Source organism: Phenylobacterium sp. (assembly GCF_024508875.1).
GTDB lineage: Bacteria > Pseudomonadota > Alphaproteobacteria > Caulobacterales > Caulobacteraceae > Phenylobacterium.
In genome coordinates this window covers 1-7,649 of sequence record NZ_JANINU010000102.1, presented here as the reverse complement: position 1 = coordinate 7,649, position 7,649 = coordinate 1, and the positions used below count along the sequence as shown (strand labels likewise).

The following is a 7,649-nucleotide window of genomic DNA, read 5'->3' as shown; positions in this document are numbered from 1 at the left end:
GAGAACACCCACGGGATCGCCCGCAGGTCCTCGATCCGCCGGCTGGCCGTGCGCGAGGCCGGCCGGCTGCCGATGTTCAGCCCCACGATCTCGGCGATCGGGGTCACGCCCCAGAAGAAATCCTCGAAGCCTGGCGTCTCATAGACCAGCTCGCGATAGGCCGCGAACGAGGCCTGGCTCAGGGTCTCCAGCAGCGCCGGGCCCGCCTCGGCCTCGTCGGCCGTCCGCGCGCTCGCCATCGCCACCGCCGCGGCCAGGCTGTCCAGGTTGCGACGCGCGGTCGGCTCGTCGCCGAACCGGCGCGAGATCATCTCGCCCTGCTCGGTGAGGCGCAGACGCCCCTTCACCGTGCCGGGCGGCTGGGCCATCACCGCCTGGGCCGCGGGTCCCCCGCCCCGGCCCACCGAGCCGCCGCGGCCGTGGAAGTACCAGAGGTCGACGCCCTGCGTCTGGGCCTGCGCCTGCAGCACCGCGGCCGCCTTGGTCACGTTGTAGCGCGAGGCGACGTAGCCGCCGTCCTTGTTGCTGTCGGAATAGCCGAGCATGACCTCGCGCCACTTGGGCTCGCCGAACATCTCCGGCGGCAGCTTCAGCGACAGCCACTCCTTCAGCAGCGTCGGCCCGTGCTCCAGGTCGCCGATGGTCTCCAGCAGCGGTGCGATGCGGATGGCGCTGCGCCCCTTGTCGCCGCCCTGAACCAGGCCGGCCTGCTTCAGGAGCACCAGCGGCTCCAGCACGTCCGAGAGGGTGGCGGTCTTCGAGATGATGTAGGCCCCCAGCGCCTTCTCGCCATACAGCCCCACCACCTCGGCCGCCGCGTCCAGGACGCCCAGCTCGCGCATGGTCTCTTCGCTGTAGTCCAGGAACGGCGAGCGCAGGGGCCGATCGTGGCTGAGCTCCTTGGTCAGCACGCGCACCCGCTCTGCCTCGTCCGATCCCAGGTAGTCGATGTTGACCCCGGCCCGCACGTACAGCTCGTGGATCATTCGCTCGTGGACGTCCGCGTTCTGGCGCAGGTCGATGGACAGCAGGTGGAAGCCGCAGGCCCTGGCGACCGCGATCAGCGTCCGAAGGCGCGCGCCCACCACCCGCTCGCCCAGGTGGGCGCGGATCGACTGCCGCACGGTCTCCAGGTCGGCCACGAAGTCGGCCGCCGCCGCATACGCCGGCGAGCCGGTCGGCCACGATCCGCCCGCCAGCCGGTTGGCCGTGGCCGACAGCCGGTCCCAGATCTCCTGCAGCGCCAGGCGATAGGGCTCATCCTTGCGATGCGCGTCGTCCTTGCCCGCGTGCGGCGAGGTCTCGGCCAGCGCCAGCACGCCGGGGCTGGCCGGCGTCAGGTCCGCGCTGATCGCCAAGTCGAACCACAGCCGGCGCACCTCGTCGGAGTAGTGGTTGAGGATCAGCCGCGCCTGCGAGCGCATGGCCAGCCTCAGCGTCTCGCCCGTGACCCCCGGGTGGCCGTCGCGGTCGCCGCCCAGCCACGACCCTAGGGTCAGCGGCGTCGCCGTCTCGAACCGCTCGCTCCAGCCGTCGTAGAGCTCGGCCAGCGCCGGCAGGATCGATCGGCGCACGATGGCCAGGGAGTTGCGGATCTCGTCGGCGGGGCTGATCCGGTCGGGCCGGTGCATCCGCGCCTTCCACAGCAGCGCCAACTCGCGGAAGAGGTCCTCCCGCAGCCGTTTCTCGATGTGCGGCGCCAGGTGGTGGGTGCGCAGCGACATCAGCCGGGCGATCTCGGCCTCGCGCTCCACCACCGCTCGGCGGCGGACCTCGGTGGGGTGCGCCGTCAGCACCGGGGCCACCGCCATGCGCGGCACGATCCGGCCCGCCGCCTTGGGCCCCAGGCGGTCGGCGGCGTCGATCAAGGTGTGGGGCAGCGCCCCGGCCTCCATCTCGGCCTCCACCGCGCGGCGGCGCCCGGCCACGTCCTCGCCTAGGTTCGACAGCAGCGAGGCGCAGGTGAAGGCCCGCGCGAGGTAGACCGCCTGGTCCGGCCGCAGGGTGGAGAACAGCGCCTCCAGCGCCTCCTCGTCGTCCTGCCGCGCCACGTCCCGCGCCCGCACCACCAACGCCGCGGCGTCCTCGCCGTCCAGGTAGCGGATCACGTCTTCCAGCAGGGCGGTGAGATAGTGGACCGCCTCGCCCGCCGCCGCCTCCGGCACGGGCGCCACCCGCATGTCCATCATCGACCCGACTCCTCGCCACGCGCCAACGCCCCGAACATAACGCACGGCGACGGCCCCCCGGCCAGGATCGCCCGGTGGAATTTGGGCCAGACTACGATCCGCCGCGGACGCAGGCGCGCGATCTCCAGGGCGCCCAGGCCTTGCGCGGCGAACACGGCGGGCTGGCGCCGCATCCGCGCTGCGTCGGCCTCGATTGCGGCGAACGCGATGGCCGGCCCCTGAACGGCGCGCATCTCGGCGATAGTCCGCTCCAGGCTCCAGCCAAGCGCCCCCTGCCCAGTGTCGGCGACCACCCGCGCCATCCGAAACAGCCGCCAGTGCAAGTAGCCCAGCTCGCCCAGCGGATCGCCGGCATAGGCGCCCAGGTCGAAGGCCAGTTGCTCGGCGTAGGTCGCCCACGCTTCCGAATAGACGCCGAACCACCCCTGCTTGGCCGGATCCGCCGATTGCAGGCTGGTCTGGAGGGCATGGCCGGGAACCGTCTCGTGGAACGCGACGCTGGGCAGCGTCCACGCAGGCCGGGCGCGGATTGCGCTGAGATCGACGTAATAGGCCGGCGGTTCGCGATATCCGCCCCGCGCCCGCGCCTCGCCTTGCGGCGACATCCGCCGGACCTCGGCCTCGGGGATCGGCAGGTCGCCGAACGCCTGCGCCAAGCGGGGCCGCAGCCGCGCCAGGGCGGCGTTCATCCCCCTTACCGCCCGGTCGCGTCCCTCCCCGTCGTCGGCATAGAGGAACCGCTCGTCGGCGAACAACAGACGCAGCCGGGTCGCCACGTCGCCTTTCGCGAGGCCTTGCCTCCGCAAAAGCCGGTCGGCCCGCGCCTGTAGCCGCCGCGCCTCGCCCCGCGCCGCACGGTGGGCCGCGGCGGGATCGAGCGGGCCGCCCCAGGCTTGGGCCAGCGCCTGCGCATAGTCCGCCGCCTTCGCCGGCGCCGCCAGGAGCGCCGCCCCGGAAGCCAGGACTGTGCGTCGGGTCCACATGTCGGCGTGTCTAGCCCACGAAAACGCACAATGATACCGGTGTCATTATGGATTTCGACCGCCGCGCCCTGCTCGCCCTCGCCGCCGCGACGCCGGCCGCCGCAACCGCCGCCGAGCTCGCGCCGGACCTCACCCGTCCGCCGCCGGACCCGGCGGAGATCGTAGAGCTCTGGCCCGGACGGGCGCCCGGCGCGCTCTCCGTCCTGCCCCGCGAGCAGATCGTCGACCGCCGCCCGAAGTCCGGCTTCCAGGACCGCTTCGTCACCGGGATCGGCGCGCCGCTGATGACCGTGTTCCGCCCCGCCAAGCCGAGCGGCGCCGCCTGCCTCATCGCGCCGGGCGGCGGCTACGTCCGCGTGGTGATCGACAAGGAAGGCTTCGAGATCGCCCACCGGCTCACGGCCGCGGGCGTCGCCTGTTTCGTCCTGCGCTACCGCCTGCCGGCCGAGGGCTGGTCCGATCCATCGGACGTTCCCCTTCAGGATGCGCAGCGCGCCGTCCGCCTGATCCGCGCCAACGCCGGCCGTTATGGCATAGACCCGCGGCGCGTGGCGGTCCTCGGCTGTTCGGCCGGCGGCCACGTCGCCGCCAGCCTCGCGACCGGCCACAGCCGCGCCGTCTATGCGCCCATCGACGACGCCGACCGCCAGTCCGCCCGCCCCGACCTCTGCGCCCTGCTCTATCCGGTGATCGACATGGCGCGGCCCTACGCCCACGCCGGCTCGCGCGCATCGTTGCTCGGCGCCACGCCGACACCCGACACCGAGGCCAGGTATTCGCCCCACCGCCAGGTCACGGCCGAGACCCCGCCAACCTTCCTCGTCCATGCGGCGGACGATGCCTCCGTGCCGGTGGAGAACAGCCTGAACCATCTCGCCGCCCTGCGCGCCGCCAAGATCCCGGCCGAGGCGCACATCTTCGAGGAAGGCGGCCACGGCTTCGGCATCTGGCTGGCCCGCGGCAAGCCGGCCCACGCCTGGCCCGAGCTGTTCCTGGCCTGGGCGGGCCGCAGGGGATGGCTCGGCTAGGGAAGCCGTGTCGGCGTCGGGATATAGGTCTTATGGCAGCCGTTGCAGGCGTCGTAGATCGGCCCCCCGCCGATCTCGAAGGCCTTCTCCGCGTCCTTCGCCCTGGCCGCCGCCTCGCCGGCGACCGCGCCCTCCGCGAGCATCCGGGCGAACTCGTCCCAACGGCCCGGACGCGAGTGCTGCAGCAGTTCGCGGCCCTTCACCTGCAGCGTCTGCGCGCCCTGCACCGCCGCGGCCCAGCGCGCGTCCGCCTGGGCCGGCGTCTCGCCCTCGGGCGGGTCGTTGCCGCCGGCCCAGAACGCCAGCGCCGCCGGATTCACGGCGGTCGCCATGATCGCCTGCACCGGCAGGTCGTGGTTCGCCACCTGGGCCGCAGCGGCGCCGGCGGCCAGCGCCAGCGCCCCGATCAACATACCCCGAACGCGCATCCTCGACTCCCCCGCTCGCGAGCGAGCCTAGGGCCTCAGCGCGCCTGGTCCAGATAGTCGATCAGCGTCGTCATGTTCTGCACGTAGGCGCCGGTCGAAATCCCCATCTCAGGCTTGTCGGTCGGATAGGGCGAGGTGTCCGTCTCGTCCCCCACGTGGGTGGTCGAATAGTCCTTGTCGGCCTTCGCCGGCGGCGTCGCGCCCGCGTACGGATGGCTGGTCGCCACCAGCGGGGTCGGCCAGTAGCCCTGGGCGTTCAGGCCGGCCACCAGCTTCGCCGCCGCATCCGCCGTCACCGCCGTCCCCTTCTGCGCCTTGATGTTCAGGTCAGATGTCTCGAGGTCGCGGGTCGCGAAGTACTTCGGCAGCGGGACCAGCCCCTTCGCCTTCAGCGGCGAGTCCTTCGACACCTGCGCCGGATCGCTCGTCTTCAGGGCCTCGTAACGAGCTCGCAGCTTCGCCACGTCGATCTTCCGCCAGGCGCCGTAGTGGGCCAGCGTCTTCTGGTCCGAATAGTCCCAGTAGTACTCGCCGTTCACGACGTTCGAGCCGCGGCGGTGGACGTAGATCGGCCGGTCGGTCCCGATCTCGATGTAGGTCGGATGCGTGCGCCCGTCGGGCCGCGGCGTCTTCAGCTTCACCTTGTCCAGCCAGTCCAGCGCCTCGCCCACGCGGGCCAGGTACTTCGTGTCCCCGGTCAGCTCGTAGAAGTTCATGAGCTGGCTGACGTTGTTGGCGGTCGTATGCGTGGTCAGCGCCGTCGGCTCGTAGGTGCGCGCGCCCACCGGCTTCAGGTCGCCCGGCGTGTACTGCAGACCCCAGGCCGGCTGCGGCTGGCCCTGCTGGGTTACGATGAAGCTGTCCATCGCCCGGCGCACGGCGTCCAGCGCCCGGGTGTCCCCAAGCGCCTGGTAGACCATCACCAGGAACTTGATGTTCTCGCCCGCCACGTCGTCGTTGAAGGTGACGAAGCTGGTGTAGTCCGGCTTGCCGTGGTGGCTGAACTCGTTCTTCAGCGGATAGCGCTGCGGCCAGCCGCCCATCGGATACTGGCTCTCCAGGACGAAGTTCACCGCCTTGTCGAGCGCGGGCTTCCACTTCGGATCGCGCTTCTCGACGTACAGCCGCAGCAGGAACTGCATGGCCTCGGACGTGCCCGCGTCGTCGAAGGTGGCGTTGCCCCAATAGTGCTGGAATTCCTCCATCCGCCAGGCGTTCTGGCCATAGGTGGCGTACCAGTCCTTCAGCGAGGCCTCCCCGCCGAAGTCGATCATGTAGTGCCAGCCTCCGCTCGGATGCTGCCCCCAGATCAGCGCTTCCGCCGCGCGCTCGGCCGCCTGGTAGTAATACTCGTCGCCGGTGGCGTGATAGGCGTCGAGGAACAGATGCCCCATGGTCCCGGTGCCGGGCGGCTGCACCCAGATCATCGTCGGCTTGGCTTCCAACTCGCCCCAGCGGCGCTTCAGGTCCGCCGTGTACGACCAGACGTAGCCGCCCTTGTAGGCCACGGTCTCGACCATGAACCGGGTCGCGGTCTTCATGGCGGCGAGGGTCTGGTCCCGGCTGGGCTGCTGCGCGGCCGCTGGCCCCGCGAACGCCAGCACCAACGCGCCGATCACACCGGCCAATACGCCCCGCAACATGCCGTTTCCTCTCTCGTTGCGTTGGGGTGTAGCGCAAATTGCTACCGGTGTCATAGTGCCGAAAACGCAGTAAACAGGGCGGAATCGATGGGTCTTCAGCTTACCCGGCGCGATGCGGTCGCGGGCGGCCTCGGCTTGGCGGCGGCCGCGTCCGGCGCGCGCGCGACCCAGGCCATCGTCTCTCGTCCGGTCCAGACACGGCACGGTCCCGTCCGGGGCTACGTCGACGACCGGGTCTTCGTGTTTCGGGGCGTCCGCTACGGCGCCGACACCGGGCCGCGCCGCTTCCAGCCCCCGGCCCCCCCGCCTCCCTGGACCGACGTCGTCGAGACCATGTCCTACGGCCCGGCCTCCCCGCAGAGATCTCGTGGCGGCGAGCCGACTAGCGAGGACTGCCTGTTCCTCAACGTCTGGACGCCGGGCCTCGACGCGGGCCGGCGGCCGGTGATGGTCTATATTCATGGCGGGGCCTATTCGACCGGCTCGGGCTCGGCGCCGCTGTACGACGGCGTGCGGCTCTGCCAGCGGGGCGACGTGGTGGTAGTGACCGTCAACCACCGCCTGAACGCGTTCGGATACGCCTACCTCGCCCGCCTGGTCCCCGAACTGGCCGACAGCGGCAATGCCGGCCAGCTCGACCTGATCCTGGCGCTGCAGTGGGTGCGGGACAACATCGCGGCCTTCGGCGGCGACCCCGGCAAGGTGATGGTGTTCGGCCAATCGGGCGGCGGCGCGAAGATCGCGACGATGATGGCCACCCCCGCGGCCGCCGGCCTCTTCCACCGCGCCGCAACCATGAGCGGCCAGCAGGTCACCGCCTCCGGCCCCGGCAACGCCACGCGGCGAACCCTCGCCTGGCTGGATGCGCTGAAGCTCAAGCCCGAGCAGGCGGCGGACGTGCGCACCCTGCCTGCCGAGCGGTTGGTCGAGGCGCTGGGCGCCGAGGACCCGGTGCTGGGCTTCGGCGGCCTCTACTTTGGCCCCGTTCTCGACGAGCGCTCGCTTAAGCGCCACCCGTTCTACCCCGACGCGCCGGCCCAGTCGGCGAAGATCCCGATGATCGTCGGCAACACCCACGACGAGACCCGCGCCTTCCTGGGGAACGACCCGTCGAACTTCTCGGTCGGCTGGGATGGCCTTGCCGCGAAACTCACCCAGGCCAACATGCGCGTCGACATCGACCCCGACACCGTGATCGCCGAGTACCGCCGCCTCTACCCGGCTTACTCTCCCAGCGACGTCCTGTTCGCCGCCACCACCGCCGCCCGTTCGTGGCGCGGCGCGATCATCGAGGTCGAGGAACGCGCGAAGTCCGGCGCGCCCACCTGGGCCTACCAGCTCGACTGGGCCACGCCGAAGGACGGCGGCAAGTTCGGCG

At 71.4% G+C, this 7,649-nt stretch carries 6 protein-coding genes; 2 read left to right on the top strand and 4 right to left on the bottom strand.

Features of this window, described 5'->3' with window-relative positions; genetic code table 11:
• Together Q0L11_RS09130 and Q0L11_RS09125 are read right to left on the bottom strand one after the other, a co-directional pair.
• Positions 1 to 2,189: phosphoenolpyruvate carboxylase (locus Q0L11_RS09130; RefSeq protein WP_296596814.1), on the bottom strand; the 2,189-nt coding region annotated here is incomplete at its 3' end.
• A complete protein-coding gene (locus Q0L11_RS09125; protein WP_296596812.1) occupies positions 2,186 to 3,172 on the bottom strand; it encodes a DUF885 family protein in 987 nt (328 codons plus the stop codon). The genes Q0L11_RS09130 and Q0L11_RS09125, both read right to left, overlap by 4 nt.
• Before the next feature lie 47 nt (positions 3,173 to 3,219).
• Between Q0L11_RS09125 and Q0L11_RS09120 the strand changes: the two genes are divergently transcribed.
• Positions 3,220 to 4,200, top strand: coding sequence for an alpha/beta hydrolase (locus tag Q0L11_RS09120; protein ID WP_296596811.1), 981 nt, complete (start codon positions 3,220 to 3,222; stop codon positions 4,198 to 4,200).
• Here Q0L11_RS09120 and Q0L11_RS09115 read toward each other — a convergent pair.
• Both Q0L11_RS09115 and Q0L11_RS09110 read right to left on the bottom strand, forming a co-directional pair.
• Positions 4,197 to 4,628, bottom strand: coding sequence for a hypothetical protein (locus Q0L11_RS09115; RefSeq protein ID WP_296596810.1), 432 nt, complete (start codon positions 4,626 to 4,628; stop codon positions 4,197 to 4,199). The genes Q0L11_RS09120 and Q0L11_RS09115 overlap by 4 nt on opposite strands.
• A 35-nt stretch (positions 4,629 to 4,663) precedes the next feature.
• Positions 4,664 to 6,169, bottom strand: a complete 1,506-nt coding sequence (locus tag Q0L11_RS09110; RefSeq protein WP_296596816.1) for a pectate lyase — start codon at positions 6,167 to 6,169, stop codon at positions 4,664 to 4,666.
• 189 nt (positions 6,170 to 6,358) lie between these two features.
• Between Q0L11_RS09110 and Q0L11_RS09105 the strand changes: the two genes are divergently transcribed.
• The coding region (locus Q0L11_RS09105) for a carboxylesterase family protein (RefSeq protein WP_296596809.1) at positions 6,359 to 7,649 on the top strand (1,291 nt) is incomplete at its 3' end.

Bases quoted from the DNA above. Each gene is read 5' to 3' on its own strand.
- Q0L11_RS09125 (WP_296596812.1), bottom strand. From the start codon at position 3,172: ATGTGGACCCGACGCACAGTCCTGGCTTCCGGGGCGGCGCTCCTGGCG.
- Q0L11_RS09120 (WP_296596811.1), top strand. From the start codon at position 3,220: ATGGATTTCGACCGCCGCGCCCTGCTCGCCCTCGCCGCCGCGACGCCG.
- Q0L11_RS09115 (WP_296596810.1), bottom strand. From the start codon at position 4,628: ATGCGCGTTCGGGGTATGTTGATCGGGGCGCTGGCGCTGGCCGCCGGC.
- Q0L11_RS09110 (WP_296596816.1), bottom strand. From the start codon at position 6,169: ATGAAGACCGCGACCCGGTTCATGGTCGAGACCGTGGCCTACAAGGGC.